The organism is Cupriavidus basilensis OR16, from assembly GCF_000243095.1.
GTDB classification, from domain to species: Bacteria; Pseudomonadota; Gammaproteobacteria; order Burkholderiales; family Burkholderiaceae; genus Cupriavidus; species Cupriavidus basilensis_D.
Map to the genome: position 1 here is coordinate 1 of NZ_AHJE01000036.1, position 25051 is coordinate 25051.

Annotated in this window: 22 protein-coding genes, 2 tRNA genes and 3 pseudogenes; 17 read left to right on the forward strand and 10 right to left on the reverse strand. The window is 65.4% G+C overall.

Features of this window, described 5'->3' with window-relative positions; translation table 11 throughout:
* The first annotated feature begins 216 nt into the window (after window positions 1-216).
* The 5 genes from folC to OR16_RS13745 all read left to right on the forward strand — a co-directional run bounded on the left by folC (window position 217) and on the right by OR16_RS13745 (window position 6122).
* Window positions 217-1527 carry a bifunctional tetrahydrofolate synthase/dihydrofolate synthase gene (folC, locus tag OR16_RS13725; RefSeq protein ID WP_006158561.1) on the forward strand — a complete coding sequence of 437 codons (1311 nt, stop codon included), beginning with the start codon at window positions 217-219 and terminating at the stop codon, window positions 1525-1527.
* 110 nt (window positions 1528-1637) lie between these two features.
* Complete coding sequence (locus OR16_RS13730; RefSeq protein ID WP_006158562.1) at window positions 1638-2381, forward strand: SPOR domain-containing protein; 744 nt, start codon at window positions 1638-1640, stop codon at window positions 2379-2381.
* A gap of 77 nt (window positions 2382-2458) precedes the next feature.
* Window positions 2459-2956 carry a CvpA family protein gene (locus tag OR16_RS13735; protein WP_006158563.1) on the forward strand — a complete coding sequence of 166 codons (498 nt, stop codon included), beginning with the start codon at window positions 2459-2461 and terminating at the stop codon, window positions 2954-2956.
* A gap of 98 nt (window positions 2957-3054) precedes the next feature.
* The gene (gene purF, locus OR16_RS13740; RefSeq protein WP_006158564.1) at window positions 3055-4590 is read left to right on the forward strand and encodes an amidophosphoribosyltransferase; all 1536 of its coding nucleotides are present in this window, start codon (window positions 3055-3057) and stop codon (window positions 4588-4590) included.
* 326 nt (window positions 4591-4916) lie between these two features.
* Window positions 4917-6122, forward strand: coding sequence for an O-succinylhomoserine sulfhydrylase (locus tag OR16_RS13745; protein WP_006158565.1), 1206 nt, complete (start codon window positions 4917-4919; stop codon window positions 6120-6122).
* A 37-nt stretch (window positions 6123-6159) separates the two neighbouring features.
* Here the strand turns inward: OR16_RS13745 and OR16_RS13750 are convergent, their stop codons facing one another.
* The 3 genes from OR16_RS13750 to nodI form a co-directional block, all read right to left on the reverse strand.
* Window positions 6160-6465, reverse strand: a complete 306-nt coding sequence (locus OR16_RS13750) for a hypothetical protein (RefSeq protein ID WP_237717054.1) — start codon at window positions 6463-6465, stop codon at window positions 6160-6162.
* A 182-nt stretch (window positions 6466-6647) separates the two neighbouring features.
* Window positions 6648-7508, reverse strand: a complete 861-nt coding sequence (locus OR16_RS13755) for an ABC transporter permease (RefSeq protein WP_043419667.1) — start codon at window positions 7506-7508, stop codon at window positions 6648-6650.
* Between the two features lie 24 nt (window positions 7509-7532).
* Window positions 7533-8444, reverse strand: coding sequence for a nodulation factor ABC transporter ATP-binding protein NodI (gene nodI / locus OR16_RS13760; RefSeq protein WP_043419697.1), 912 nt, complete (start codon window positions 8442-8444; stop codon window positions 7533-7535).
* Between the two features lie 202 nt (window positions 8445-8646).
* Between nodI and OR16_RS40420 the strand changes: the two genes are divergently transcribed.
* Both OR16_RS40420 and OR16_RS13770 read left to right on the forward strand, forming a co-directional pair.
* Window positions 8647-8928 carry a hypothetical protein gene (locus tag OR16_RS40420; RefSeq protein ID WP_043419700.1) on the forward strand — a complete coding sequence of 94 codons (282 nt, stop codon included), beginning with the start codon at window positions 8647-8649 and terminating at the stop codon, window positions 8926-8928.
* Between the two features lie 97 nt (window positions 8929-9025).
* Window positions 9026-9643, forward strand: coding sequence for a LysE family translocator (locus tag OR16_RS13770; RefSeq protein ID WP_006158570.1), 618 nt, complete (start codon window positions 9026-9028; stop codon window positions 9641-9643).
* Window positions 9644-10042: 399 nt separating this feature from the next.
* On the opposite strand, the gene rpsU is transcribed toward OR16_RS13770, so the two are convergent.
* Both rpsU and OR16_RS13780 read right to left on the reverse strand, forming a co-directional pair.
* Entirely contained in the window at window positions 10043-10255 is a 213-nt protein-coding gene (gene rpsU, locus OR16_RS13775; RefSeq protein ID WP_006158571.1) for a 30S ribosomal protein S21, read from the reverse strand.
* A gap of 34 nt (window positions 10256-10289) precedes the next feature.
* Window positions 10290-10487: a cold-shock protein gene (locus OR16_RS13780; protein ID WP_006158572.1), complete on the reverse strand. Its 198-nt coding sequence runs from the start codon at window positions 10485-10487 to the stop codon at window positions 10290-10292.
* Between the two features lie 129 nt (window positions 10488-10616).
* On the opposite strand from OR16_RS13780, the gene OR16_RS13785 reads away from it, so the two are divergent.
* Window positions 10617-10692 (forward strand) — tRNA-Met (locus OR16_RS13785).
* A gap of 196 nt (window positions 10693-10888) precedes the next feature.
* Here OR16_RS13785 and OR16_RS13790 read toward each other — a convergent pair.
* The gene (locus OR16_RS13790) at window positions 10889-12217 is read right to left on the reverse strand and encodes an ATP-binding protein (RefSeq protein ID WP_006158573.1); all 1329 of its coding nucleotides are present in this window, start codon (window positions 12215-12217) and stop codon (window positions 10889-10891) included.
* Window positions 12218-12952 carry a response regulator gene (locus tag OR16_RS13795; protein WP_006158574.1) on the reverse strand — a complete coding sequence of 245 codons (735 nt, stop codon included), beginning with the start codon at window positions 12950-12952 and terminating at the stop codon, window positions 12218-12220. It abuts the gene before it with no gap.
* Window positions 12953-13129: 177 nt separating this feature from the next.
* Between OR16_RS13795 and OR16_RS13800 the strand changes: the two genes are divergently transcribed.
* The 5 genes and pseudogenes from OR16_RS13800 to OR16_RS40425 all read left to right on the forward strand — a co-directional run bounded on the left by OR16_RS13800 (window position 13130) and on the right by OR16_RS40425 (window position 18772).
* The gene (locus OR16_RS13800; protein WP_237717055.1) at window positions 13130-13942 is read left to right on the forward strand and encodes a MipA/OmpV family protein; all 813 of its coding nucleotides are present in this window, start codon (window positions 13130-13132) and stop codon (window positions 13940-13942) included.
* Between the two features lie 10 nt (window positions 13943-13952).
* Window positions 13953-15149 (forward strand): SDR family oxidoreductase, encoded by a 1197-nt coding sequence (locus OR16_RS13805; protein ID WP_006158576.1) that lies wholly within the window; start codon window positions 13953-13955, stop codon window positions 15147-15149.
* A gap of 196 nt (window positions 15150-15345) precedes the next feature.
* A pseudogene (gene fusA / locus OR16_RS13810) lies at window positions 15346-17474 on the forward strand (elongation factor G).
* 81 nt (window positions 17475-17555) lie between these two features.
* Window positions 17556-17837, forward strand: coding sequence for a hypothetical protein (locus OR16_RS13815; protein ID WP_006158577.1), 282 nt, complete (start codon window positions 17556-17558; stop codon window positions 17835-17837).
* A 219-nt stretch (window positions 17838-18056) separates the two neighbouring features.
* Window positions 18057-18772, forward strand: a pseudogene (locus OR16_RS40425) (tripartite tricarboxylate transporter substrate-binding protein).
* 133 nt (window positions 18773-18905) lie between these two features.
* Here OR16_RS40425 and OR16_RS13825 read toward each other — a convergent pair.
* The 3 genes from OR16_RS13825 to fdxA form a co-directional block, all read right to left on the reverse strand.
* Window positions 18906-18981 (reverse strand) — tRNA-Asn (locus OR16_RS13825).
* A 239-nt stretch (window positions 18982-19220) separates the two neighbouring features.
* Window positions 19221-20330, reverse strand: a complete 1110-nt coding sequence (locus OR16_RS13830; protein WP_006158580.1) for an NAD(P)/FAD-dependent oxidoreductase — start codon at window positions 20328-20330, stop codon at window positions 19221-19223.
* Between the two features lie 98 nt (window positions 20331-20428).
* Window positions 20429-20752, reverse strand: coding sequence for a ferredoxin FdxA (fdxA, locus tag OR16_RS13835; RefSeq protein WP_006158581.1), 324 nt, complete (start codon window positions 20750-20752; stop codon window positions 20429-20431).
* 354 nt (window positions 20753-21106) lie between these two features.
* Here fdxA and OR16_RS13840 point away from each other — a divergent pair, with 354 nt between their 5' ends.
* The 4 genes and pseudogenes from OR16_RS13840 to OR16_RS13855 all read left to right on the forward strand — a co-directional run bounded on the left by OR16_RS13840 (window position 21107) and on the right by OR16_RS13855 (window position 25049).
* Window positions 21107-21646 carry a hypothetical protein gene (locus OR16_RS13840; RefSeq protein WP_050982968.1) on the forward strand — a complete coding sequence of 180 codons (540 nt, stop codon included), beginning with the start codon at window positions 21107-21109 and terminating at the stop codon, window positions 21644-21646.
* Between the two features lie 93 nt (window positions 21647-21739).
* Window positions 21740-22680 (forward strand): annotated as a pseudogene (locus OR16_RS13845) (nicotinate phosphoribosyltransferase).
* Window positions 22681-22766: 86 nt separating this feature from the next.
* Window positions 22767-23429 carry a LutC/YkgG family protein gene (locus OR16_RS13850; protein WP_006158583.1) on the forward strand — a complete coding sequence of 221 codons (663 nt, stop codon included), beginning with the start codon at window positions 22767-22769 and terminating at the stop codon, window positions 23427-23429.
* Between the two features lie 177 nt (window positions 23430-23606).
* Window positions 23607-25049, forward strand: a complete 1443-nt coding sequence (locus OR16_RS13855; RefSeq protein WP_006158584.1) for a sodium:proton antiporter — start codon at window positions 23607-23609, stop codon at window positions 25047-25049.
* Window positions 25050-25051 lie beyond the last annotated feature (2 nt).

Sequence of the window (25051 nt, forward strand, 5' to 3'; positions counted from 1 at the left end):
TGCCGTTGCCCTTGACGTTAAGCCGCTGAAGTTGCAGTTGTAGTTGCAGTTGCAGTTGCCTTGACCCCAAGCCTTTGACTTAATCCAACCCGCCCCAATATCCCCCCAAGTAAAGCTAAATCCAACCAATCCACCTCGCAAAAAGAACCACTTACCCCAAAACCGGCTCCAATTAGCCACCCCCCCCCCCCCCCCGATTAACGCCGTCTCCCCATCATGCCCATCTTCCCCTCCCTCCCCGAATGGCTAACCCATCTCGAATCCGCCCATCCGGTCGGCATCGACATGGGCCTGGCGCGCATCACCCGCGTCAAGGAGGCCCTGGGGCTGCGTATCGATGCGGTGGTGTTCACCGTCGGCGGCACCAACGGCAAGGGCTCCACCTGCGCCATGCTGGAGCGCATCCTGCTTGAGGCGGGCTACAAGGTGGGTTGCCATACGTCGCCGCACCTGATGGCGTTCAACGAGCGTGCGCGCATCAATGGCGAGTTCGCCACGGACGCGCAGTTGCTGCCGCATTTCGAGGCGGTGGAGCGGGCGCGGACCAGCTTTGCGGATCCGGTGAGCCTGACGTATTTCGAGTTCACCACGCTGGCCATCATTCACGCCTTCGCCGCGGCGGGGCTCGATGCCATGATCCTGGAAGTGGGGCTGGGCGGCCGGCTGGATGCGGTGAACGTGATCGATACCGATTGCGCCATCGTGACCAGCGTGGATATCGACCACACAAGTTACCTGGGTGATACGCGCGAGAAGATCGGCTACGAGAAGGCGGGGATCTTCCGCCCGGGCGTGCCGGCCATCGTGGCGGATCCGGTGCCGCCGCAGTCGCTGATCGATCATGCCGAGGCGATCGGCGCGGATCTCTGGCTGGTGGGCCGGGACTTCCATCAGCAGGCTTCCAAGGGCCAGGAGCGTCAGCAGTGGGACTGGAGCAGCCGCGAGCGCAAGCTCAACGGGTTGGGCTACCCAGCGCTGCGCGGTGCCAACCAATTGCTCAACGCTTCGGCCGCGCTGGCTGCCCTGCAGGCGATGCGCCCGCGGCTGCCGGTGAGTGCGCAGGAAGTGCGCAACGGGCTGGCCTTCGTGGAGTTGCCGGGGCGCTTCCAAGTCATGCCGGGGCGCCCGACGGTAATCCTGGATGTGGCGCATAACCCGCATGCGGCCGCCACGCTTGGCCAGAACCTCGACAACATGGGCTTCTTCCGCTACACCTACGCGGTGTTTGGCGCGATGGAGGACAAGGACATCGCCGGCGTGCTGCGCCATCTGGCCGACAAGGTCGACCACTGGTGCCTGGCCGACCTGCCGACGCCGCGCGCGGCCAGCGCGGCGGACTTGCTGGAGAAGCTGGAAGAGGGCGGTTTCCGTCCGGGGCCAGATGCCACGGCGGCCTGCTTTGCCAGCCCGGAGGCGGCTTACCGGGATGCCCTCGGGAGAGCGACCGAGGATGATAGAATTCTGGTCTTCGGATCGTTCTACACCGTGGCGGGCGTGATGGCTTATCGCGCCACCCGGGCAAATTGAGTCGCGCGGCCGCCGGGCAGTTTTCCGGGGCTAACACCGGGGCAAATCGCCGCGCAATCTGAGCGACAATTTCAACGGCCGGTTTTACGGCCGTCGCACCGAACCAATCTATGGGCCTGCTTTCGCTGTTTTCTTCCCGCAAGGGCAACGCCCCGGCACCGGAGCGTGGGCGCCGCTCGCGTTCGGATCCGGGTGCAGGCATCGCTTCGTCGCGGCGTCTGGCCGAGGAGTACGCGGACGACACGCTTGACCCGGAGTTTCCGCAAAAGCAACGGGCACGCCGGCGCCTGATCGGCGCGGTGGTGCTGATGGCGGCTGCCGTCATCGTGCTGCCGATCGTCTTCGAGACCCAGCCAAGGCCGGTCGTCGACAATATCGCGGTCAAGATCGATGGCGGGCCGGCCGGCGCCGCGGGCAAGGTGAAGCCTGATGCCCGCAAGGCGGAGCCGTTGCCGCCTGCTCCGCAATCCAAGCTCGATAGCCAGGCGCTTGATGCCGGCGAGGAACTGGTTGCCGATTCGGCTGCGGCCAAGCCGGCCGCCGCGGCCACTGTCGCAGCCGCTGTGGCAGTGGCTGCGGAGAAAGCCGCCGACAAGCCGGCCACCCCGGCGGCCAAGCCGGGCAGCGGCAAGTTCCTGGTGCTGATCGGCGCGTTCTCTTCGGAGGATAAGGCCAAGCTCTGGCTGAGCAAGCTCAAGGCCGGCAAGGTGCCCGCCTATATCGAGAAGAAGGTGCTGGCCGACGGAGAGCGTGTGCTGCTGCGTGCCGGCCCTTTTTCGGATCGCGACGCGGCTGACGCCGCCGAGAAGCGGGTGCGCGCCGTGGGCCTGACCGCCAAGGTGGTCGAACAGTAATGCCCGGCGCGGGCTGGTTGCCCCATGAGCCCCACTATCCTCACCACCCAGCCGCCGCACCGGGACACCGTATTCGCATGCAGCCGACTTTTTTCGATTACAGCGTTGTTTTCATCCTCATCGCCTCGGGCCTGATCGGCGTGCTGCGCGGGCTGGTGCGGGAAGTGCTCGCGCTGATCGGCTGGGTGGTGGCGTTCCTGGTGGCCTACCACTTCGCGGGCACCGCGGCTGGCTGGATTCCCGAATCGGTGCCCGGCGGGCAGCTGGCGCGCAGCGCACTGGGCTTCGCGGTGGTCTTCATCGGCACCGTGATCGCCGCGGCACTGGCCGGCACGGTGCTGGGCCAGTTGCTGGAGCGCACTGGGCTCAAGCCCGCCGACCGTGGCCTCGGGCTGGTGTTCGGGCTGCTGCGCGGCGCGTTGGTAGTGATGTTCGTGGTGACCGTGGCCGGGTTCACCAAGCTGCCTGAGGAAGCATTCTGGCGCGATGCGCTGTCCCGGCCCTACGTGATGCAGGCGATGGAGTCGCTGCGGCCCTGGCTGCCTCCCGAAGTCGCCAAGTACGTCAAGACATGACATGAGGCCGGGCAGACCAGCCCGGCTGGAAGTACGCGGGCTCCTCCCTGCAGGGCGGGGCCGCCCCCTGATTCAAACGCCTTTCCTGGGAGCTTGGCATGTGCGGTATCGTCGGTGTGGTTTCATCCACGCCCGTTAACCAATTGATTTACGACAGCCTGCTGCTGTTGCAACACCGCGGACAGGATGCAGCCGGCATCGCTACCGCAAACGGCAGCACCTTCCACATGCACAAGGCCAACGGCCTGGTGCGCGACGTGTTTCGCACGCGCAATATGCGCGGCTTGCCTGGTGCCGCCGGCATCGGGCAGGTGCGTTACCCTACCGCTGGTTCGGCCTCGAGCGAGGAAGAAGCCCAACCGTTCTACGTCAATGCGCCCTACGGCGTGATCCTGGCCCATAACGGCAACCTCACCAACTGGAAGCAGTTGCACGAGGAGCTGTTCAGCCGCGATCGCCGCCATATCAACACGCACTCCGACACCGAAGTGCTGCTCAACGTACTGGCCGACGAGCTGCAGCGCGCCAGCAGCGGCATGGCACTGGATCCCCCCACGATCTTCAGGGCCGTGGCCGGCATGCACCGCCGCGTGCGTGGTTCTTACGCCATCGCCGCGCAGATCGCCGGCTATGGCATGCTGGCCGTACGCGATCCGTTCGGCATCCGTCCGTTGTGCCTGGGCAGCGTGGAAACGCCGACCGGCAAGGAATGGATGGTGGCGTCGGAATCGGTGGCGCTCGAAGGCATCGGCTACAAGCTCGAGCGCGACGTGGCGCCCGGCGAGGCGATCTTCATCGACCTCGACGGCAAGCTCTACACCCAGCAGTGCGCCGACAATCCGGTGCTGACGCCTTGCATCTTCGAGTACGTCTACCTGGCTCGCCCGGATTCGTGCATCGACGGCGTGCCCGTGTACGACGCGCGCCTGCGCATGGGCGACTACCTGGCGGAGAAGATTCGCGGCGAAGTCTCCGCCGGCGACATCGACGTGGTGATGCCGATCCCCGACTCCAGCCGTCCGGCCGCCATGCAGGTGGCCAACAAGCTGGGCGTGAACTATCGCGAAGGCTTCTTCAAGAACCGCTATATCGGCCGCACCTTCATCATGCCCGGCCAGGCCGTGCGCAAGAAGTCGGTGCGCCAGAAGCTCAACGCCATGGGCGTGGAGTTCAAGGGCAAGAACGTGCTGATCGTGGACGATTCCATCGTGCGCGGTACCACGTCCTTCGAGATCGTGCAGATGGCGCGCGAAGCTGGCGCCAACAAGGTGATCTTCGCCTCGGCCGCGCCGCCGGTGAAGTTCCCCAATGTGTACGGCATCGATATGCCCACCCGCAGCGAACTGGTTGCCTACGGCCGCACGGATGAAGAAATTGCCCGCATCATCGGCGCCGACAAGCTGGTCTACCAGGACGTCGAAGCCATGAAGCAGGCCGTGCGCGACATCAACCCGAAGCTGAACGACTTCGATGCCTCGTGCTTCGATGGCCGCTACGTCACGGGCGATATCGACGAAGCCTACCTGGAGCGCCTGGAAACCGCGCGCAGCCAGGCTGATCGCGACGGCACTGGTGGCCTTGGCGACGGCGAGCGCTCGCAACTGCACTTGCAGCGTTCAGGCGGCAACGAGTAAGACGGCGCGCGTCCGCGACGCCCGCAAATAGTGCCGCGGAGTTGACGAGAAGCGAGGCCCGGCCGTAACATTGCCGGGCGTCGATTTGATTGTCAGCTTGCGGACGCGGGTCCTGCCGGAGCGCGGTGTTGATCGTTGATCCCGGAACAGGAAATTGCCCGTCACAGGGAAAAGCCCGAAACAGCTAAAGCGGAACGCCGGCTTCCCGGTAGTGCGCACCACGGGCACAATGGCAAGCCGGATTCCCGCCGCAGCGCGGGGCCTATCCCAAAGAACACAAGCAACCTCTTACACAGATAACCGCGCGGGTACTACCGCCTCCCATCATGAACGAACCGCTTCCTCTCGACTCCCTCGGCATCGATACGCTCGGCGTGCGCGCCGGCACCAAGCGCAGCGAGTTCATGGAGCACTCGGAGGCAATGTACCTGACCTCCAGCTTCTGCTTCAACAGTGCTGCCGAGGCCGCGGAGCGCTTTGCCAATTCGGAGTCGGGCTTCACGTACTCGCGCTTCACCAATCCCACCGTGGCGATGTTCCAGAGCCGCCTGGCCGCGCTGGAAGGCGCCGAGGCGTGCATGGCGACCGCGTCGGGGATGAGCGCGATCATGTCGATCGTGATGTCGTCGATGCAGGCGGGCGACCACCTCGTCAGCTCGCGCGCCATCTTCGGCTCGACCATGACGCTGTTCTCGAACATCTTCGGCAAGTTCGGCGTGGAGACCACCTTCGTGGATGGCACCGACCTGGCGGCCTGGCGCGCGGCGGTCAAGCCGAACACCAAGCTGTTTTTCCTGGAGACGCCGTCCAACCCGCTGACCGAAGTGGCTGACATCGCCGCGGTGGCGGATATCGCCCACAACGCCGGCGCGCTGCTGGTGGTGGACAACTGCTTCTGTTCGCCGGCGCTGCAGCAGCCGATGAAGTTCGGTGCCGACATCGTGGTGCACTCGGCCACCAAGCATATCGACGGGCAGGGCCGCGTGCTGGGCGGCGCGGTGCTGGGCTCTCACGATTTCATCATGGGCAAGGTGTTCCCGTTCGTGCGCACGGCCGGGCCGACGCTGTCGGCATTCAACGCCTGGGTGCTGCTCAAGGGCATGGAAACGCTGGCGATCCGCATGGAGCGCCACAGCCAGAGCGCGCTGGCACTGGCCGAGTTCCTGGAGTCGCATCCGGCGGTTGCGCGCGTGTATCACCCGGCGCTGAAGTCCCACCCGCAATATGAAGTCGCCCAGCGCCAGCAAAGCGGCGGTGGCGCCATCGTCTCGTTCGAACTCAAGGGGGCGTCGCCGGAGCAGCAGCGCGCCAATGCCTGGCGCGTGATCGACAACACCCGTGTGTGCTCGATCACCGGCAACCTGGGCGACACGCGTACCACCGTGACCCATCCCTATACCACCACGCATGCGCGCGTCAGCCCGGAAGCCAAGGCGGCAGCGGGCATCAGCGAAGGGCTGATCCGCCTGGCGGTCGGCCTGGAATCGGTGGCGGATTTGAAGGCGGACCTGCTGCGCGGCCTGCAGGGCTAAGTAGCTATGCCGCCATGAGCGCCAGGCGGCCTGGCGCTCATGGCGCCGGCACGGCTTGATCGCCGCTGCCGGCCACTGCCTTGACCCCGGCCTTGGTCACATCGTAGGTCGTCTCGACCACGGTCGATCCCACGCTCACGGCTGCGGAGCCGACCGTAGTCACGGTAGAGACCGCGGCACTGCCCACCGCGACGGTGGCGCCCACTACGCTGCAAGCGGCCAGTGCGCCGCACAGGCCGAGCGCGGCGAGCGTGGCTGCAGCGCGCGCGATCACAGGCACGACAGCGCGCTCTGGCGTAACGCTCTCGGCTGGCGCGATGCGGACGTTCATTGGAAATGGCATGGACACTGCTTGCCCTCGCGGGCTGTGGGGGATATGGGCGGCCGGCCTTGGGTATCCGGGTACACCGGACACCTTGCACCGTGCCCGGCATCATACTCTTCCCTAAGCGCCCGCTACCGCTACGTCAGTGGGCCCGGATCCCTATTCGGCGCGGGAGCGTGCGGCAATCCCGTCTCTTGGCCTCAGCGCAGCAAGCGTCGGCGCAGGAGCATCAGCGCCACCACCAGCGCCACGGCCGCGTATGCGCCGAGCACGGTCAGGTGCAGCGCCAGGTTGTCGATCGGGCGCCCCAGCATGATGGGACGGATCAACGCCACGGCATGCGCCAGCGGCAGCACCTGGGTGGCGGCCTGCGCGCCCGCGGGCAATTGCTCCAGCGGGAAGAACACGCCGGAGAGCAGCAGCATCGGCGTCATCACCAGCGTCTGGTAGAACATGAAGAAGTCGTAGCTGGGCGCCAGCGCCGTGACGATCATGGCCAGGCTGGCAAACGCGATGCCCGCCAGCACGATCACGGGCAGCGCCAGCAACGCGCCCGGCAACCGCGCGTAGCCCAGCGCGCCGGCCACCAGCATGATGGCCAGGCCCGACAGCACCGCCTTGCTGGCGGCCCACATGATCTCGCCCAGCACCACGTCGCCGAGCGTTAGCGGCGCATGCATGATGGCTTCCCAGGTGCGCTGCACATGCATGCGCGAGAAGGCGGAATACATCGACTCGAAGCTCGCCGACATCATCACGCTGGACGCCGTGGTGCCGGCCGCGAGGAAGGCGATGTAGGACACGCCGTTGACCTGCCCCACCAGCAGGCCAAGCCCAAGGCCGAGCCCGAACAGGTAGATCATCGGATCGGCCAGGTTGCCGATCATCGAGGGAATCGCCAGCTTCTTCCACACCATGAAGTTGCGGTACCAGACCATGGTCCAGTTGCGCATGTTCATTGGCAGCAGCGGTTGCGGGTAATGCTGCCGCTGCGCGGCGCCAGGCCGCGCAGCGGTGGTGGCGGCCGGCGGGACAGCGGGGCGGGGGTCTTGTTCGCTCATGTTCATTCCGTTGTCAGTCTGGCCTCAGTCCCGCATCTCGCGGCCGGTCAGCTTGAGAAAGACGTCTTCCAGGTTGGCGGGGCGGTGCAGGTAACGCACGCCGCTGCGGCCGTGCAGCGCCGCCAGCAATGGCGCTGGCTCCTTTACATAGCAAAACAGCGTCTCGCCGCTCATCTCGGTACGCGTCGCAAGCGGGTGCAGTTCGCTGCGCAGGGGTTCCAGGTTGTCGCCATACACTTCCACCACGTCGCAGCCGATCTGGCTGTCGATCAGTTCATGCGGCTTGCCTTCGGCGATCTTGCGGCCGCTGTCGATCACGCACAGGTAGTTGCACAGACGTTCGGCTTCTTCCATGAAGTGCGTGGTCAGCAGGATGGTCTTGCCGTTGGCCAGCAGCGACTTCAGGCGCTCCCAGATCAGGTGGCGCGCCTGCGGGTCCAGCCCGGTGGTTGGCTCGTCCATCACCAGCAGGTCGGGGTCGTTGATCAAGGCGCGCGCCACCGTCAGCCGCCGGCGCATGCCGCCCGACAGGTCGCGTACCTGCGCCTGGGCACGGCTCTCCAGCCGCGCGAATTCCAGCAGCGCCGGCACGCGCTCTTCGATCACGGCGCGCTCCAGGCCGAAGTAACGGCCGAAGATGCGCAGGTTCTCCACCACGGTGAAATCGGGATCGAGGTTATCGAACTGCGGCACCACGCCCACCCGCATGCGAGCCTGCGGCGCGCGTTGCGGAATCGGCTCGCCGCACAGCGTGAGCGTGCCGGACGCCGGCGTGGTCAGTCCCAGCAACAGGCGCAGCGTGGTGGTCTTGCCGGCGCCGTTCGGGCCCAGCAGGCCGAAGCACTGGCCGCGTTGCACGCTCAGGCTGAGATCGTCGACCACGACGGTGTCGCCGTATCGCTTGCTTACATTGCGTAGTTCAAGAATGGCAGTCAAGGCAGGAGCGGGAGTCAGGCGCGCCGCGGGCGCAATATCCGCCATTATGCAGGCAGTAGCGCGGATGCTTTGTGGCGCGCCGCAGCAAGAGTTCGCGGATGCGGTTATCGTGCTGGTTCGCGCGGGGGCGCGCATGCTGGCAGGCGTTGCTGCGTGCGCGGCACACAAAAGCAGATCGGAGCGGATCATGGAGACAAAGCAGATGAGTGCGCAAGACACACTGGCACAGTGGCAGGAAGCCGAGCGACTGGCGCGCGCCAGGCTGGGAGGGCCGGGTGTGGCAACGCTCGCGCAGTTGAGCGAACGTGCCGGGCTGCAGTTCTTCGAGGATATGCTGGCCGGCAAGCTTATCCGTGCGGAGGGCAAGGTCATCAGCCTGACCACGCAGATCGGCATTGCCGAGGGCCGCATTGTCGACACGCAGGGCAAGCTGTACGCTTATGCCACTACCACCTGCCTGGTCTTTCCGATGCCGGCTGGCTGATACGAGGCCGGGCCGACGCCGCTGCCAGCGGCAGGCTGTATTGCCTATACTTGCGCGTCACCCGTAGTGTGACCCATCAACGAAACCTGGAGTCGCAATGTCCTTCGAGCACTGGCTGGCCTTTGTGTTGACAAGTATCGTCGTGTTGATCATTCCCGGCCCGACCATCCTGCTGGTGATCGGCGATGCGCTTGCCCATCGTGGCCGCTCTGCTTATGCCACCGTGGCTGGCGTCGCCGCGGGCGACCTGACCGCATTCACGCTGTCCATGGCTGGCCTTGGCGCGGTACTGGCCACATCCGCAGCCTTGTTCACGGCGCTGAAGTGGGCTGGCGCGGCTTACCTCGTCTACCTGGGCATCCAGGCCCTGCGCGGCGCTTCGCGCGCTGGCGCGATGGCGGTCACGGCCCAGTCGGGCAGCAGCCGCCAGCGCTTTGCCAAGGCTTGGCTGGTCACCGCGCTCAATCCCAAGAGCATCGTGTTCTTCGTGGCTTTCGTGCCGCAGTTCCTCGACGCGCGCCTGGCCTTCTGGCCGCAGGCCGTAGTGCTCATTCCCACCTTCGTGGTGATGGCGACCGCCAACGCCGCGATCTACGCGCTGCTGGCACGTGCGCTGGCCACGCGCCTCACCACCCGGCGCGCGCAGGCCAATGTGCAGCGCGCGGGCGGCATCACGCTGATTGGCGCAGGTGCGCTGATTGCGGCGCGCAGCTGAGGGGGGCCTGATGTAGCCGCTGCCCTGCAGGCAGTGCGGGCTGCCATTGCGCGGCCTTTTTTACGGTCGCCAGCGCGCAGGCGCGCGAGGTCAAACGTCAAACGCAATGCGGCGGCAAGACGCAGCGGTGTCCGGGGCCAGGCAAAAAAGTCGGGAGGGGTAAAAGTGACAGCTGCGTCGCGCGCAAAAGGCGAGCGGGAGCTATTCGCCGGCCGCGCTCGATCCGGGTAGAACGAAGGGCAGGGCGATATCAGGGCCGGTCGGCGGGTGTCTGGCCACAGAGGGCCGGACATCCGGCGGTGCCGCTAAAACGAGAAAATCCGCCAGGCAATGACTGGCGGATTTATGCGGCCTGCGGCAGAAACGCGTCGAAGCGCGCTCGCCGCTTGCTGTGCCGAATCAGTACATCTTCTTCGGCAACATCTGCATGCGCAGACGCTTGCGAAGGCGCGATTCCGCGGCTTTCTTCTTGCGCTTGCGCTCGGTCGTGGGCTTCTCGTAAGCGGTACGGCTCTTGAGTTCAACGATCAGGCCGGTCTGGAGGATGGCCCGACGGAAACGCCGCATTGCAACTTCAACGGGCTCACCTGGTTTCAAGACGATCTTAGTCAATTCTGTCCTTTAGCTTTGCCGCAAAGCGGCGGGTTCAAACGGGGGAAACATTGGCCGCTTCAGGACCCTTCTTGCCCTGTTGCGACTGGTATTGCACTCGCTGGTTATCTTGCAGCGGAGCACCCCCGCGAACCTGAGAGATGTGGACGAACAAGTCCTTGCCACCAGCGTCCGGGGTGATGAAGCCAAAACCCTTCTGGGCGTTGAAGAACTTGACGGTACCAGTTTCCATGGAAAAATCCTTTTTTGAGCGCAAAGAATGCGCCCACTTGCTTTTACACGTTTACGTAAACGCTGTCAAGAAAGTGTGCTGGAAAAGCTTTGCAAATCCGTCAGGGTGGCGTATAGTACGCCCCTCTGACGCGGGGTGGAGCAGTTGGCAGCTCGTCGGGCTCATAACCCGAAGGTCGCAGGTTCAAGTCCTGCCCCCGCAACCAGACGTATTCTACTAAAAAGCCCGCCAGCAGTCCCGGCGGGCTTTTTGTTTTGTTGCGTGGGCAGACTACGTCACTGCCACGCCACTACTGCGGCATCAGGCCGGAGAACGCCATCGCCAGCCAGCCAGCGGCGGCGCACGCGCCCATCCACGAGAGCAGCACGGCGAGGATCGTCGACCATTTCATTGGCGGCTCCTCAAATCGACGGCTTGCCGGGCATGGCGCGCTCGTCCATGGGCGGCAAGGCGATCACGAAACGCGCGCCGCCCTCGCTGCCACTGTCCAGCCCCACTTGGCCGCCATGCAGCAACGCGATGCGTCGCACAATGGCCAGCCCCAGGCCGAAGCCCCCGGTGTGGCGGTTGCGGCTGGAATCGGGCCGATGGAAGGGCTCGAAAATGCGAGCGCGTTCCTCCGGCGCAATGCCAGGGCCATCGTCCTCCACCGTCAGGCGCAAGCGGCCAGCCGCGTCGGTCTCGGCGCGCAGGTGGATGGCGCTGCGGGCATAGCGGGTGGCGTTGCGGCACAGGTTGAGCAGGGCCCGGGCCACCAGCCGCGGATCGCAGACGTGGTGGGGGCGGGGGCCGGTGACGTGCACGGACAGCGTGAGCTTGTTGTCGGCCACCTCGTCGGCCAGGCTGGCCGCGACGCTGTCGATCAACTCGCTGACCGAGACCCGCATCAGCATCATCGGCGCCGCGCCTTGCTCTAGCTGGCCGAGCGTCAGCAGCTCGGTGACCAGCTCGTCGAGTTCGCGCACGTCGCGGCGCAGGTCTTCCAGCCGCAGTGCCTGGCGCGCCCGCTCGGCGTCGCCGGTGCCGGCCGACTGCAGCAAGGCGATGCCGAACTCCAGCCGCGCGATTGGCGTCTTCAGCTCGTGCGAGATGCCGTGCATCATTTCGCGCTGGTGCACGATCGACGCCTCGATCTGTTCGGCCATCTCATTGAATTGCGTCGCCAGCGCGGCGATGTTGGAGCGCCTTGGCAGGTTGGCCCGGGTCGACAGCTTGCCGCCGCCGAAATCCCTTGCCGCCTGCTGCAGCTTGTCCAGGTCGCGCCAGTGGTACCACACCCAGGCGATGATCGACAGCAAGGTGGCCAGGGCGATCAAGGCATAGGCCAGCACGGAGATGTTGGTGTGGTCTTCTTCCTCGCTGAGCGCGTGCAGGATCTGTCCGTCGCGCAGCGGCAGGTAGTAATCCTTGGCGTCGTAGCCGAGCACGAGCTTGCCGGCGGCAAGGTCGGCAAGCTGCTGTGCATCGAGGTGGGTCAGGCTGGCGGCGTCCACCAGGTCGAACTTCTCGCGCGCCTGCTCTTGCAGGATGGAAAGCGCGGCGTCGCGGTCCTTGCCCCGTTGCGGCCCGAGGTATTGGGATAGCGTAAAGGCATAGCCCCTGCGGTTTTCCCGTTCGGTCGCGGTGAAATGCTCATGGAACAGCGGGATGAAGGTGGTATTGATGGCGGTCACCGCGGCGGCCGCGGCCAGGATCACCAGCAGATAGAGCTTGAGTAGCGAGCGGACCATTCATTCCTCCCATGCCGAGGGGCTGAACAGGTAGCCGCGGCCCCAGATGGTCTTGATCTTGTGCGGCTCGGGCGAGGCATCCTCGAAGCGGCGGCGCAGCCGCGAGATGCCGGAGTCGACGGTGCGGTCGATGCCGTCGAATTCGATGCCGCGCAATGCCTTGAGAATGTCGTCGCGGCTCAGCACGGTGCCGGCGGCGCGCGCCAGGATCAGCAGCAGGTTGAACTCGGTGGTCTTCAGGTCTACTTCCTGCCCGCGCCATGTCACCTGCCGGTTCGGCGGCGAGATCACCAGGGCGCCGAATACCAGTTCATGGTCCCGTTGCGCGGGCGCGGCGGTCTCGGCAACCCGCTCTGCGGCGGCGCGCCGCAGCAGGGCGCGGGCGCGCGCCACCAGCAGCCTTGGCTCTATGGGCTTGACCACATAGTCGTCGGCGCCGATCTCCAGCCCCGCCACCTGGTCATACGTATCGACGCGCGCGGTCAGGATCAGCACGGGCACGCGCGAGAACGCGCGAATGCCGCGGCAAACCTCCATGCCGTCCATATGCGGCAGCATCAGGTCGAGGATGACCAGCGCCGGCCGGACGGCCTGGACCGCGGCTACCGCGATGTCGCCGCGCCGCACTACCTCCACCACAAACTCGTAGTTGCCCAGATATTCGCTGACAAGCTGCGCGAGGCGATCATCGTCCTCGACCAGCAATACCTTGTATTTGGCCATGGCATCGCTCATGACAGGGCTCCCGTGGGCAGAAAAGTGCCGATTCTATCCGGCCAGCGTCCCCCATTGGCTGCCCGAGACGCTTCAAGACAAATTTGCACAATTGAACAAGATTTCGCGCGATTTCAGGACAGACAGCCCGGGGCGCCATCCCTAATCTGCGTGCTTCGATATCAAGGCGGAGCATCCGTGGAACAGCGAGCAAGAAATCAATGGGATGTGGCAAGGTTGCCGGTGGCATGCAAGGGCGCGTTTCTCGTGGCCGCGCTGGCAAGCCTCTGCCCGGCGGCGCACGCGGAGAGAACCTATTCCATTGGCCTGGCCGCCGGTGCCGCGCCGCGCTACGCGGGCAGCCGCGACTACCGGGCGGTGGGCGCGCCGGTGCTGCGCGCCGACTTCGGCAATGGTGCCTTCATCGATGTGCTGCAAGGCGCTGGCTATACCTACAAGTTCGGCAACGGCATGTTCGCCACGGCCTCGCTCGGCTACGCGCTGGGCCGTACCGACAAGAACCGCGTGGACCTGCCGGGCTCCGATCACCTCAAGGGCATGGGCGATATCCGGGGTTCGCTGATGGGCGCGTTCCAGCTCGGCGCGCGCGTGTACGGCGACACCACGCTGAGCGTGACGCTGGACGCGCCGCTGACGCATCGCGAACGTGGCTTAAGCGGGCACATCGACCTGGTGGTGCCGGTGGTCCAGTCGGGCGCGCACCTGGTGACGCTGGGGCCGAGCGTGCACTACGGCTCGGGGCGCTACATGCAGACCCTCTTCGGCGTGACCGATGCACAGGCCGCCAATAGTGCCTTCAGCCAGTACGCCCCCAAGGCGGGCTTCGATGCCGCGACGCTGTCGCTCACATGGAACTACACGCTCTCGAAGGCGTGGTCGGTGTGCAGCCTGGTGGCGGCGACACGCTTGCTCGGGGATGCCGCGAAGAGCCCGATCGTGCAGAGCAAGCAGTCGTACTTCGGCATGAGCTCGATCAACTACACGTTCTGAGGAGAACGCCATGATGTGGGATTGGCACGCCAGCCTGCCCGCGCAGGATCTTGCCGCGCGCGCGCGGGCCTGCGACCGGCGCCTGCCCGGCGTCGGCGCGCTGCTGTTGACCGGCGCCACCGGCTTTATCGGCGGCAATGTGATGGTGGCCGCCATCAACGCTGGCCTTGCACGGCGCTTGCTCTGCCTGGTGCGCGGCGTGGATGCCGCGGACGCATTGGCTCGCCTGCGCGAAAACGCCATCCAGTGCGGCCTGTTGCGCAGCCGCGTGCAATGGCTGACCGAGGACAACGTGTTGCTCGGCGCGCTGGACAGCGATTTCGCGCCAGCCGCACAGGCGCGGCTGGCTGGCGTCACCCATGTCATCAACTGCGCCGCGATGGCCTCGTTTTCCGCCAATGCGCAGGTCACGCGCGTCAACGTGGGGGATACGTTGCGCTTTGCCTCGCGCTTTGCCGCCAGCGCGGCCTTGCGGCGCTTCATCCATGTCGGTACCGCGATGGCCTGCGGCACGCAGCGCGGGACGAGGATTTCAGAGCGGGACGCCGGTCAAGGGGGCACCAGCTATCCCAGCCACCTGGTGCCTTACACGCGCAGCAAGCAGGAAGTGGAGGAACTGCTGCGCAGCAGCTTCCCCGACCTGCCGCTGGTGGTGGCGCGCCCCTCCATCGTGGTGGGCCACACCGTGCTGGGCACGCAGCCCTCGGCCAGTATCTTCTGGCTCTTCCGGATCATCCACCAGTCGCGCCGTTATACCGCGGGCCCGCATACCCGCATCGACGTGATCGCGGCGGACGACTGCGCGCGGGCGCTGCTGCGGCTAGCGGTAAAGCCCGAGCTGGGCTTCGATGCCTATCATCTCTCGGCTGGCGAGCGCGCACCCACCATCGCGCAGGTGATCGCCGCCATGGACGAGGCTGCCTTGAGCGATGGCGTGCCCGCCTACCGCAGGTGCCCGGCCAGCGAACTGCCCGGCCTGGCGAGCGACGTGGCGCGTACGGAGCGCATCAGCAACCGGCGCCTGATCGAGCGCGCGCTGCGCCTGTACGCGGGCTTTGCCGAGCTCGGTTATGTCTTTGACAACGGGCGCATCCGGGAGGAGATCGATTTCGAGCCCTTGTCGATCACGGACTACGTCAGCGAATGCATGCGCACCTCGCGCGGCGTCGGCCTGCTCGAGCAGATGAGCTGGGATTTCAAGGCATGACGGGCTCCCGGCTAGCCGTGGCAGGGAACGATTCGGGACGAACGTGATGTTTGCGGTACTTTCGGCTGGCTGATGTGCCGGCGCGACGCGGCCTGCCACGGGCTGTGCCGGCCCGGCGAGCCGCCTGTGGCGGGCCGTACGATGCGGCGCCTGTAGAAGTGTTACTCTTTTGAGTGGTGCCTACCAGGAGATCACCGTGAGCCGCAAAACCCCCATTGAGCGCTATCGGAACATCGGTATCAGCGCGCACATCGACGCCGGCAAGACCACCACCACCGAGCGCATCCTCTTCTATACCGGGGTCAACCACAAGATTGGCGAAGTCCACGACGGCGCGGCCACCATGGACTGGATGGAGCAGGAGCAGGAGCGCGGCATCACCATCACTTCGGCCGCCACCACGGCGTTCTGGAAGGGGATGGCCGGCAATTATCCAGAACATCGCATCAATATCATCGACACCCCGGGGCACGTGGATTTCACCATCGAGGTAGAGCGTTCGATGCGCGTGCTCGATGGCGCCTGCATGGTCTACGACGCGGTGGGCGGCGTGCAGCCGCAGTCGGAAACGGTCTGGCGCCAGGCGAACAAGTACAAGGTGCCGCGCATCGCCTTCGTCAACAAGATGGACCGTGTCGGTGCGGACTTCTTCCGGGTGCGCTCGCAGATTGCCGACCGGCTCAAGGGCACGCCGGTGCCGATCCAGATACCGATCGGCGCCGAGGAAGGCTTCCAGGGTGTGATCGACCTTTCCAGGGTGTGATCGACCTGGTCAAGATGAAGGCGACGGTCTGGGACGACACCAGCCAGGGGCTACACTTCGAGTATCGCGAGGTGCCGCCCGAGTTGCTGGGCCTCGCCAAGGAATGGCGCGAGAAGATGGTCGAAGCCGCGGCGGAAGCCAACGACGAATTGCTGCACAAGTACCTGGGCGGCGAGCCGTTGACGGAGGACGAGATCAAGGCCGCCCTGCGCAAGCGCACCGTCGCCAACGAGATCGTGCCGATGCTGTGCGGCAGCGCGTTCAAGAACAAGGGCGTGCAGACGCTGCTCGATGCGGTGATCGACTACCTGCCGTCGCCGGCGGACGTGCCCGCGATTCTCGGCCATACAGAGGACGACAAGGAGGCAGAGCGCCATCCCAATGACGACGAGCCGTTCTCCGCGCTGGCCTTCAAGATCATGACCGACCCCTTCGTCGGGCAGCTGATCTTCTTCCGCGTCTATTCGGGCGTGGTGAACTCCGGCGACACGGTCTACAACCCGGTCAAGGAGAAGAAGGAGCGGCTGGGACGGATCCTGCAGATGCACGCCAACGTGCGCAGCGAAATCAAGGAAGTGCGCGCGGGCGACATTGCCGCGGCCGTGGGGCTGAAAGAGGCGACCACAGGCGACACGCTGTGCGACCCCGATCACGTGATCATCCTCGAGCGCATGAGTTTCCCGGATCCGGTGATCTCCCAGGCGGTCGAGCCCAAGACCAAGGCCGACCAGGAGAAAATGGGGCTGGCGCTGAATCGGCTGGCGCAGGAAGATCCTTCGTTCCGCGTGCATACCGACGAGGAATCGGGCCAGACCATCATCTCGGGCATGGGCGAGCTTCACCTGGAAATCCTGGTCGACCGCATGCGCCGCGAGTTTGGCGTGGAGGCCTCGGTCGGCAAGCCGCAGGTGGCGTATCGCGAGACCATCAAGCAGCCGGCAAAAGACATCGAAGGCAAGTTCGTCAAACAGTCCGGCGGGCGCGGCCAGTATGGCCACGTGGTGCTGGATCTGGAGCCGCAGGCGCCGGGCAAGGGCTATGAGTTTGTCGACGCCATCAAAGGTGGCGTGGTGCCGCGCGAGTTCATTCCCGCCGTGGACAAGGGCATCCGCGAAACGCTGGCGTCGGGCGTGCTGGCCGGCTATCCGGTGGTGGACGTCAAGGCGACGCTGGTGTTCGGCTCTTATCACGATGTCGACTCGAACGAGAATGCATTCCGCATGGCTGGCTCGATGGCCTTCAAGGAGGGCATGCGCCGCGCCAAGCCGATCCTGCTCGAGCCGATGATGGCGGTGGAAGTCGAGACACCCGAAGAGTTCACCGGCAACGTGATGGGCGACCTGTCTTCGCGCCGGGGCATCGTGCATGGCATGGAAGATATCGCGGGTGGCGGCGGCAAGTCGGTGCGCGCCGAGGTGCCGCTGGCCACCATGTTTGGCTACTCGACCTCGCTGCGGTCGCTGACCCAGGGGCGCGCCACCTACACCATGGAGTTCAAGCACTACACGGAAGCCCCGGCGAGCGTGGCCGAGGCGGTCATCAACAGCCGGCACACGCGCTAGCGCGCATTGAATGGCCGGGCAAGGGCAGGGCAAAGGCGCCGCGCGCCATGCGGCGCCGCTTCGACTTGATGGGAGAGTGCAATGGCCAAGCATCTGTTTTCCCAATTCCCCGAGGACGAGCAACGCGAGGTCGCGGCCGTCTGCTCACGGCTAGGCTTTGTGCCGGACGACTTCGAGATCACCGACGAGGGCTTTCAGCCGGATGACGGCGACCCGGCGCAACGCCAGGTGAGCGTGCGCCGCCCCGCGACCGATGCGCAGTGCGCCTACGACGCGAGCGAAGGACCCGGCTGGATCGGGGAGTTCGAGAGCGATCTCGAGTGCGGCCTGTTCGGGAAATCTTCAGGACGAGCGCCAGCCTAGGCGCAAGAGCGCCCAGGCGACGCTTGACCGCTGCATCCTGTACGCTTGCGCAATCACTTCGGCGCGGCGTCTTGCCGCGCCACAAAAAGACATTGGAGACAATTCATGGAGCGGGGTTTGCCGGCTATCGTGTCATCGCTTGTGCCTACTTTCTTGTTTTCCTTCCCGGCTGGTTCCCCCTCATCGTCCGCCGTCGCGCATGCCGCCCGGCGCTGGCAAATTGGCACGTGGCTTGCTACCGCGCTGCTTGGCCTGCCGGTGTTGGCGGCGGCACAGGCCGGGGATGGCTATCCTTCCAGGCCGATTCGCGTCGTGGTGCCGTATTCAGCGGGCGGCGGCGCGGACAACGCGGCGCGCGTGATCACGACCCAAATGAGCGTGCTGCTCAAGCAGCAGGTGGTGATCGACAACAAGCCGGGCGCGAGCGGTACCATCGGCGCCGCCGCGGTTGCCCAGGCGCCGGCCGATGGCTACGTGGTGCTGTACGATGCATCCACCTTTGTCGTCAATCCGGCGCTGCGCAAGCTGCCGTTCGATGCGGCCAGGGATTTCCTGCCGGTTTCGCTAGCGGTCACGGCGCCCAATATCCTGGTGGTTCCGCCAAGGCCGGCAAGCTGCGCGCGCTGGCGGTGACCTCCGCCAAGCGCATGCCGGCCTTGCCCGACGTGCCCACGCTGATGGAAAGCGGGTTGGCGGGCTTCGATGTGCTGGAGTGGAATGGTTTCTTCGTGCCCAAGGGAACGCCGCCGCGGGTGGTGGAGCGGCTAGCCGCGGCCGTGCGGGCCGCGCTCAACGATCCCAAGGTCAATGCCCGGCTGCTGGATCTGGGCGTGGTGCCGGTCGGCAGCAGCCCGCAGGCCTTTGGGCAATTCCTGCAGACCGAGCTCTCGCGCTGGGCGCGGCTGGTCAAGCAGAGCGGGATGACGATCGAGTAGGGCGTAGCGCGGCGGGATGCGGCTGCGGGCATTGCGTCCCGCGGCGACTCCCGCAGGCGGGATCGAGGTCAGAATGAATGCTGGGGTACAAATGGAAAAGGCCCGCAATTTCTTGCGGGCCTTTCACATTCTTTGGCTCCCCGAGCTGGGCTCGAACCAGCGACCTGCGGATTAACAGTCCGTCGCTCTACCAACTGAGCTATCAGGGAACAGCTGAGAAAAGGATTATAACCAGTCTCTCTTTTATTCGTCAACACCCTGGTGGCAAGTTTCTGCTGCAGGTGCTGCGAAATTTCTGGTTCCGCCGGAACGTATCCGTTGGTGCAAGCCGATGATACTGGCTTCGCGCGGACGGTGTCCGATGGCAGGGCCACATTATAGGCAGCCATCGAAGCTTTTGCCATAAAAAAAATGATGCCGCGTTCGGGAGTCGAATGCGGCCCCGGGCTCAGTCGAACACCGGTGAATCGACGCCGAGGATCTTGTGCAGCTTCGGCGACGTGGTGGTGTACTGCATGTGGATTTTCTTCTCGGGGAAGATGTAGGGCGCGGCGCCAAAGGCGGCCAGCGCGGCTTCATGGAAACCCGAGAGGATCAGCTTCTTCTTGCCGGGGTAGGTGTTGATGTCGCCCACCGCGAAAATGCCGGGGATGTTGGTCTCGAACTTCTCCGTGTCCACCTTGATCTGCTTGCGCTCCAGGTCCAGGCCCCATTCGGCGATCGGGCCCAGCTTGGGCGACAGGCCGAAGAACACCAGCAGGTCATCGAGCGGCAGGCGGCGGGTCACGCCGTCCGCGCCCGTCACCTTGATCTCGGTGAGCAGGCCGTCCTTTTCCTCGTAGCCGCTGATCTGGCCCACGACGAACTGCATCTCCATCTGCTCGCACAGGTCCTTCATCTTGGCGACCGAGGCCGGGGCGGCACGGAAGCCGTCGCGGCGATGGAGCATCACCACGGACTCGGCCTTGCCGACCAGGTCCAGCGTCCAGTCGAGCGCAGAGTCGCCACCGCCGACCACGACCAGGTTGCGGCCGTGGAAGCGGCTCGGATCCTTGACGCGGTAGAACAGCTGCTTGCCGTCGAACTTGTCGATGCCGTCCACCTTGACCGTACGCGGCTGGAACGAGCCCACGCCGGCGGCGATGAAGATGGTCTTGGTGATGAAGCGCGTGCCGAGCGAGGTCTCGACGAAGAAGCGGCCGTCTTCGCGGCGCTCCACCACGGCCACTTCCTGGCCCAGGTGGAAGGTCGGCTCGAACGGCTCGATCTGCTTGAGCAGGTTGTCCGTCAGGTCCTGGCCGGTGCAGATGGGCACGGCGGGGATGTCATAGATGGGCTTGTCCGGATAGAGCTCCACGCACTGGCCGCCGACCACCTTGAGGGAGTCGATCACGTGCGCCTTGATTTCGAGCAGGCCCAGTTCGAAGACCTGGAAGAGTCCGACCGGACCGGCACCGACGATCAGCGCGTCGATTTCCAGCGGGTGGCCGCCGCCAGCGTTGCCGGTGGCAACGTGGTTGGTGGCGTCGGCGACGGGGTTAGGGATGCTCAAATCCATATTCGTCCTGATACGTTGTGGGCACAGGCGTGCCCGGCATTACGGGAAAGCGCGTGGGTGGGGACGGCTTCCTGACCTGTCTTTTTGCGTTGCAGGTATCAGCGTTGCAGGTACTGCAGCTTGTCGGTCGTGTCCTTCCATTCCTCGGCTTCGGCCAGCGGGGCCTTGGTCTTGGTGATGGAGGGCCAGTTGCGTGCCAGCTCGGCGTTCAGGTCGATGAACTTTTGCTGGTCGCCCGGCACATCTTCCTCGGCGTAGATCGCGTTGACCGGGCATTCCGCCACGCACACCGCGCAATCGATACACTCATCCGGGTCGATGGCGAGGAAGTTGGGGCCTTCGCGGAAACAATCGACCGGACACACGTCAACGCAGTCGGTATAGCGGCAACGGATGCAGGATTCGGTGACAACGTGAGTCATTTCGGTTCCAGAAAAAACGGGATCGGCTTCGATGGGAATGGATTTGGCCTGCTGTGCCTTGCTCATCACGCCGGTGCGGGCCCAACCCGGGGTTCAGCGGGTTCACCATACGCGGCGCGAGCGAAGGCCGTGGCCTATCAAAGAGCGATATTGTAGCTGAGCCATAAAGCAAGGGTAGCCGCTCTATATAGCCAGATCAGATAGTTTTCTTATTTCTTTATGTGCATTTGATCCAAGACAGCCGGCGCCACGTCTGCCGATGTGCTTTACTGGCCGGTGCGGTGTTGGCGTTGTATGCTGCCTGAGCTTGTCTGCGCGGTATTGCCGCGTGCCTAATCGAATGAGGAGTGCGCCATGCCAAGGCCAAGACCAGTCCGGGAGTTGTTGCGCAGCTGCCGTTTCAGCCAGGTGGCGAGCGCCTTGCTATGCCTGGCGGCGCTGGCCATGCCAGCGGCGCATGCGCAGACGCTGGCCAAGGCCGGGCCGCCGGACAGCGTGGTGGCACGGCTGATGGCCTGGCGCACGATGAGCGACAGGCCGGTATCCCTGAGCGCGCTGGCGCTCTTTGAGTGGGATGATTTCGGCGTGGTGGTCGAGGTGGCGGGGGAGGGCATGGCCAACTGCGGCCAGGCCGGCTTCCTGCCATGCGACGCCAGCCTGCAGCCCGAGCGCGGCGCGCCGGTGCAGGTGCTGGTGTTCCGGCGTGGCACGCAGCGGGTCTACCAGGAGCGCATCACGGCCCGTTCGGCGACCTTCGCCGAACCGCTGCCCGCCGAAGTGCCCCGGGCGCAGGCCACGCTGGTTGGCTGCCCTGGCTATCGCGGGCAGGTCCTGTGGTGCCTGCGCGGCAGCGCGCGGGGCCGCCAGCCTGATCCTTTCCTCGATGGCGCATGAAGCCGGCCGGCATGGCCGATGCGGCTTCATAGCTTGAGCGCCGCGCTTTGGGTTAGCATGGCGCTCTGACTCGGCACTGCCGTCTGGCCCGACATGATCATTACCTCATTGCTCGACACCGACCTGTACAAGTTCACCATGATGCAGGTGGTGCTGCATCACTTCCCGGCGGCACAGGTCGAATACCGCTTCAAATGCCGTAACGCGGGGGTCGACCTGACACCCTACGTGGACGAGATCCGCGAAGAAGTGGCGCAGCTCTGCCAGGTCCGCTTTACGCCGGATGAACTGCAATACCTGCGCGAGCTGCGCTTTATCAAGAGCGATTTCGTCGACTTCCTCGGCCTGTTCCACCTCAACGAGAAATACGTGACGATTGCGCCCGCCGCTCCCGGCAGTGGCGAGATCGAGATCACCATTCGCGGGCCGTGGCTGCATACCATCCTGTTCGAGGTGCCGTTGCTGGCCATCGTCAACGAGGTCTATTTCCGCCGCACCCAGCCCCAACCGGACTGGAGCGAGGGACGCAAGCGCCTGGAAGACAAACTGGCCTTGCATTCGCGCTGGAAGTGTGGGCCAAGGAGTACCGCGGCGACCTCGGCATTGCCTTGTCCGACACCTATGGCTTTGACGCCTTCCTGCGCGATTTCGATTTGTACTTCTGCAAGCTGTTCGACGGTGTGCGCCACGATTCCGGCGACCCCATTGCCTGGGGCGAACGCATGCTGGCGCACTACGCCGCCGGCCGCGTCGACCCGTTGGGCAAGACGCTGATCTTCAGCGACAGCCTCGACATCCCGCGCGTGATCGAGTTGTACGAACGCTTCGGCGGGCGCTGCCGGCTTGCCTTTGGCGTGGGCACCAACCTGACCAACGACCTTGGCTACACGCCGCTGCAGATCGTCATCAAGATGACCCGCTGCAATGGCCAGCCGGTGGCCAAGCTGTCGGACACGCCCGAGAAGACCATGTGCGACGATCCCGCCTACCTGGCGTACCTGCGGCAGGTGTTTGGCATCAAGGCACCGGCGTAGCGATCGATTCCAGCGCGCCGGCATCGAAGCCCCTGCTCCTGCCAGGCCATCAAGCCATCAAGCATCCAACCTCCGGAAACCGACTCATGGATACCACCTCCGCCCGCGATCGCATCTTTGCCCGCATCCGCGCTGCCCAGGGCCGCGCGCCCGGGGTGAGCAACGGCGAGCGCGCGGCGGTGGCCGACTATCTCGCGCGGCATCCCGCCGGCCCCCGTCCGCCGGCGCCGGCGGACCGGATCCAGGCCGCCTCCACGGTGGAGCGGGTGGCCACCATGGCCGATGTGCCGGCCGCGGCCGCGCGCTACCTGGACAGCCTCGGCCTCGCGCGCCGCGCCGTGGCCTGGGACACCCTGGCAGCGCTGGACTGGCACGCGCAGGGCTTGGCCGTGGAGTGCCGCCCGCCCATCCGCGATGTGCAGGCCGATCACGACCATGGCGACATGGTCGGCATCACGGGCTGCTTTTGCGCGATCGCCGAGACCGGCTCGCTGATGCTGCTGTCCGGCCCGCAGACCTTCGCTTCGGCGGCGCTGCTGCCGGAGACGCATATCGCGGTGGTGCCGGTCTCGCGCATCGTCGATGGCCTGGAAGACGCCTTCGCGCTGGTGCGCAGCGAGCGCGGGGAACTGCCCCGTGCCACCAATACCATCAGCGGGCCTTCGCGCACCGGCGACATCGAGCAGACCATCGTGCTGGGCGCGCACGGCCCGTACCGCGTGCACGTGATCCTGGTCGAGCAGGACTGAGCGCGGCAGTCCAGGGCGTTCGGAATCGGCCGGGCCGCGCGGCGATTGCTTTACACTTGAGGGTCTCGCCGCGCGCCCGCGGCCCGCTCGCCGGGCCACGCGGGCTCGTGCGCTTTCTCCGCTCGCGGCCGCTGTCAGGCCCGGGGGACGCAATCCGATACAAGGAGATCCCGCCCGATGCGACGTGCCCCCGCACCGCTATCCTTGCTGGCCCCGCTGTTGTTCACCCTGCTGTTCACGCTGGCGCCGAGCCCGGCCAATGCCGCCGATCTCGATGGCGCCACGCTATCGCCAATATGGGCGTTGCCCTTCGCCGGCACCTTGCTGTCGATCGCACTGTTCCCGCTGATCGCGCCGCGCTTCTGGCATCACCACTATGGCAAGATCATTGCCGGCTGGGCGGTGCTGTTCCTGGTGCCGTTCGCGCAGGCCTTCGGCGTGCATGCCGCCGCCGCCAATGCCGTGCACGCGCTGCTGTCAGAGTACATCCCCTTCATCGCGCTGATCGCCGCCCTCTATATCGTGGCCGGCGGCATCTGCGTGCGTGGCAACCTGCACGGCACGCCGCGCCTGAATACCGGCCTGCTGGCGCTCGGCACGGTGCTGGCCAGCCTGATGGGCACCACCGGCGCCGCCATGCTGCTGATCCGGCCGCTGCTGCGCGCCAACGATAACCGCAGGCATGTGGCGCACGTGGTGGTGTTCTTTATTTTCCTGGCTGCCAATGCGGGCGGCGCGCTGACGCCGCTGGGCGATCCGCCGCTGTTCCTGGGCTTCCTGAAGGGCGTGGATTTCTTCTGGACCCTGCGCAACATCTTGCCCGAGACGCTGTTCATCTGCGTCGCGCTGCTGGTGATCTTCTATTTCGTCGATCGCCACTACTACCTGAACAAGGAAGAAGAGCTGCCGCAGGCATCGGACCCCACGCCCGATTCCGCGGGCATCCGCATCGAGGGCAAGCGCAATTTCGTGCTGCTGCTGGCGGTGGTGGGCCTGGTGCTGATGAGCGGGTTGTGGAAGCCGGGCATCGAGTTCAACGTGATGGGCACCATGGTCGGCCTGCCAGCGGCGGTGCGCGATGTGTTGCTGGTGGTCGTGGCGCTGGTGTCGCTGCTGATCACGCCGATCACGGCGCGCACGGGCAACGAATTCAACTGGGAACCGATCCTGGAAGTCGGCAAGCTGTTCGCCGGCATCTTCCTCACCATCATTCCCGTGATCGCCATGCTCAAGGCCGGCACCGGCGGCGCCTTTGCCGGCGTGATCCGGCTGGTCAGCGATGCCGGCGGCCAGCCCATCGACAGCATGTACTTCTGGGCCACGGGTATTCTCTCGTCCTTCCTGGACAATGCGCCGACCTACCTGGTCTTCTTCAACACGGCGGGCGGCGACCCCGCCACGCTGATGACGCGCGATGCCTCCACGCTTGCCGCCATCTCGGCCGGCGCGGTGTTCATGGGTGCCAACACGTACATCGGCAACGCGCCCAACCTGATGGTCAAGGCGATCGCCGAAAGCCGTGGCGTGCGCATGCCCAGTTTCTTCGGCTACATGCTGTGGTCGATCTGCGTGCTGGTGCCGCTGTTCCTGATAATGACCTTGATCTTTTTCCGCGTGTGAGC

What these genes read in the sequence shown, in the direction of transcription:
- folC (WP_006158561.1), top strand. Translation starts at nt 217, where the DNA reads ATGCCCATCTTCCCCTCCCTCCCCGAATGGCTAACCCATCTCGAATCC.
- OR16_RS13730 (WP_006158562.1), top strand. Translation starts at nt 1,638, where the DNA reads ATGGGCCTGCTTTCGCTGTTTTCTTCCCGCAAGGGCAACGCCCCGGCA.
- OR16_RS13735 (WP_006158563.1), top strand. Translation starts at nt 2,459, where the DNA reads ATGCAGCCGACTTTTTTCGATTACAGCGTTGTTTTCATCCTCATCGCC.
- purF (WP_006158564.1), top strand. Translation starts at nt 3,055, where the DNA reads ATGTGCGGTATCGTCGGTGTGGTTTCATCCACGCCCGTTAACCAATTG.
- OR16_RS13745 (WP_006158565.1), top strand. Translation starts at nt 4,917, where the DNA reads ATGAACGAACCGCTTCCTCTCGACTCCCTCGGCATCGATACGCTCGGC.
- OR16_RS13750 (WP_237717054.1), bottom strand. Translation starts at nt 6,465, where the DNA reads ATGCCATTTCCAATGAACGTCCGCATCGCGCCAGCCGAGAGCGTTACG.
- OR16_RS13755 (WP_043419667.1), bottom strand. Translation starts at nt 7,508, where the DNA reads ATGAGCGAACAAGACCCCCGCCCCGCTGTCCCGCCGGCCGCCACCACC.
- OR16_RS40420 (WP_043419700.1), top strand. Translation starts at nt 8,647, where the DNA reads ATGAGTGCGCAAGACACACTGGCACAGTGGCAGGAAGCCGAGCGACTG.
- OR16_RS13770 (WP_006158570.1), top strand. Translation starts at nt 9,026, where the DNA reads ATGTCCTTCGAGCACTGGCTGGCCTTTGTGTTGACAAGTATCGTCGTG.
- OR16_RS13780 (WP_006158572.1), bottom strand. Translation starts at nt 10,487, where the DNA reads ATGGAAACTGGTACCGTCAAGTTCTTCAACGCCCAGAAGGGTTTTGGC.
- OR16_RS13790 (WP_006158573.1), bottom strand. Translation starts at nt 12,217, where the DNA reads ATGGTCCGCTCGCTACTCAAGCTCTATCTGCTGGTGATCCTGGCCGCG.
- OR16_RS13795 (WP_006158574.1), bottom strand. Translation starts at nt 12,952, where the DNA reads ATGAGCGATGCCATGGCCAAATACAAGGTATTGCTGGTCGAGGACGAT.
- OR16_RS13805 (WP_006158576.1), top strand. Translation starts at nt 13,953, where the DNA reads ATGATGTGGGATTGGCACGCCAGCCTGCCCGCGCAGGATCTTGCCGCG.
- OR16_RS13815 (WP_006158577.1), top strand. Translation starts at nt 17,556, where the DNA reads ATGGCCAAGCATCTGTTTTCCCAATTCCCCGAGGACGAGCAACGCGAG.
- OR16_RS13830 (WP_006158580.1), bottom strand. Translation starts at nt 20,330, where the DNA reads ATGGATTTGAGCATCCCTAACCCCGTCGCCGACGCCACCAACCACGTT.
- fdxA (WP_006158581.1), bottom strand. Translation starts at nt 20,752, where the DNA reads ATGACTCACGTTGTCACCGAATCCTGCATCCGTTGCCGCTATACCGAC.
- OR16_RS13840 (WP_050982968.1), top strand. Translation starts at nt 21,107, where the DNA reads ATGCCAAGGCCAAGACCAGTCCGGGAGTTGTTGCGCAGCTGCCGTTTC.
- OR16_RS13850 (WP_006158583.1), top strand. Translation starts at nt 22,767, where the DNA reads ATGGATACCACCTCCGCCCGCGATCGCATCTTTGCCCGCATCCGCGCT.
- OR16_RS13855 (WP_006158584.1), top strand. Translation starts at nt 23,607, where the DNA reads ATGCGACGTGCCCCCGCACCGCTATCCTTGCTGGCCCCGCTGTTGTTC.